Raw genomic sequence first — 1,383 nt, forward strand, 5'->3', positions numbered from 1 at the left:
GGGAATTTAACTGGACAATAGGAGAGCAAACTGGATCGATTTTTCGTAATATGAAAAATCCAACTGCAATTAATTTTTCAGAAGGACTACCGTATCCCGATGATTATAGTAAATATAATGATTTAAATGGAGAGGATTATGGAGGCGTACATTTTAATTCAAGTATTATTAATAAAGTTGCGTATTTAATTGCACAAGGTGGTACTCATAACGGTGTAAATGTAAATGGTATTGGTGAAGATAAAATGTTTGATATTTTCTATTATGCAAATACTGATGAATTAAACATGACTTCTGATTTCTCTGAATTGAAATTGGCATGCCTTAAAGTCGCAGCTAATAAATATGGAACGAACTCAATTGAAGTTCAAGCAGTCCAAAATGCTTTTGATGCGGCAAAAATTACAGGAACGGTGAAAGAAAACGAAAAAACAGCAGAAAACCAAGCTCCAGAGTTAACTGTACCGTTTACGATTACACTACGTGTAGGTGATACGTTTGATCCAATGAGAAATGTAAAAGCTGTTGATAAAGAAGATGGTGATTTAACAAATAAAGTAAAGCATAAAGGCGATGTAGATACTTCAAAACCAGGTACATACATTGTGGAATACCTGGTTGTTGATTCTCAAGGGGGGAATGCAACGGCTACACAGACTGTAATTGTAGAGGGAAATGGCGAAACATCAGATTTAGAACCTAAATTAACAGTGCCTGTTGGAGCGACAATTCATGTAGGAGATTCATTTGTTCCAATGGCAGAAGTATTAGCTATCGATAAAGAAGACGGTGATCTTACTTCTAAAATCAAAGTTGATGGTGAAGTAGATACAAATAAAGCCGGTACTTACGTATTAAAATACACAGTTACAGATTCAAAAGGCCATGAAGTAACGGCGAAGCAAACTGTAACGGTCAAAGTTAGAGAAGAAGTTAAAAATGATAAACCAATACTAAAAGTACCTGCTACAACTTCAATTACTGAGGGTGATCAATTTGATCCGTTGATAGGAGTATCAGCTACTGACAAAGAAGACGGTGACCTTACTTCTAAAGTAGCGTATGAAGGAACTATAGATACAAATAAAGCCGGTATTTATGAAATAATATATAGTGTAAGAGATTCCGTGGGTAATGAGGTAAATACGATACAAAAAGTATTAGTGAAAGATAAAGAAACTAGCAAACCTAATGGTCTTGCTAATAAGACAAACAACAGTAATACCGATAAAAAAGAATATACATATAAGGAGCTTCCAAAGACGGGTGTAAGTACAACTAACAGTGCAGCAATCGGCATATTGATGATTATTACAGGCACAGTACTCACTTTTGTTCGCAAATTTAGAAAGATACAAAAATAATAGTAGGGATCATTCGTTT

General features: G+C 34.7%; 1 protein-coding gene. It reads left to right on the top strand.

Annotated features, from left to right (window positions below):
- Positions 1-1,364, top strand: a 1,364-nt coding sequence (locus tag ACQGS6_RS28495) for an immunoglobulin-like domain-containing protein (RefSeq protein ID WP_426966030.1), incomplete at its 5' end; no start/stop codon positions are given.
- Between the last annotated feature and the right edge of the window lie 19 nt (positions 1,365-1,383).

It is taken from the genome of Bacillus sp. GMs2/2 (assembly GCF_050172095.1).
GTDB lineage: Bacteria > Bacillota > Bacilli > Bacillales > Bacillaceae_G > Bacillus_A > Bacillus_A cereus.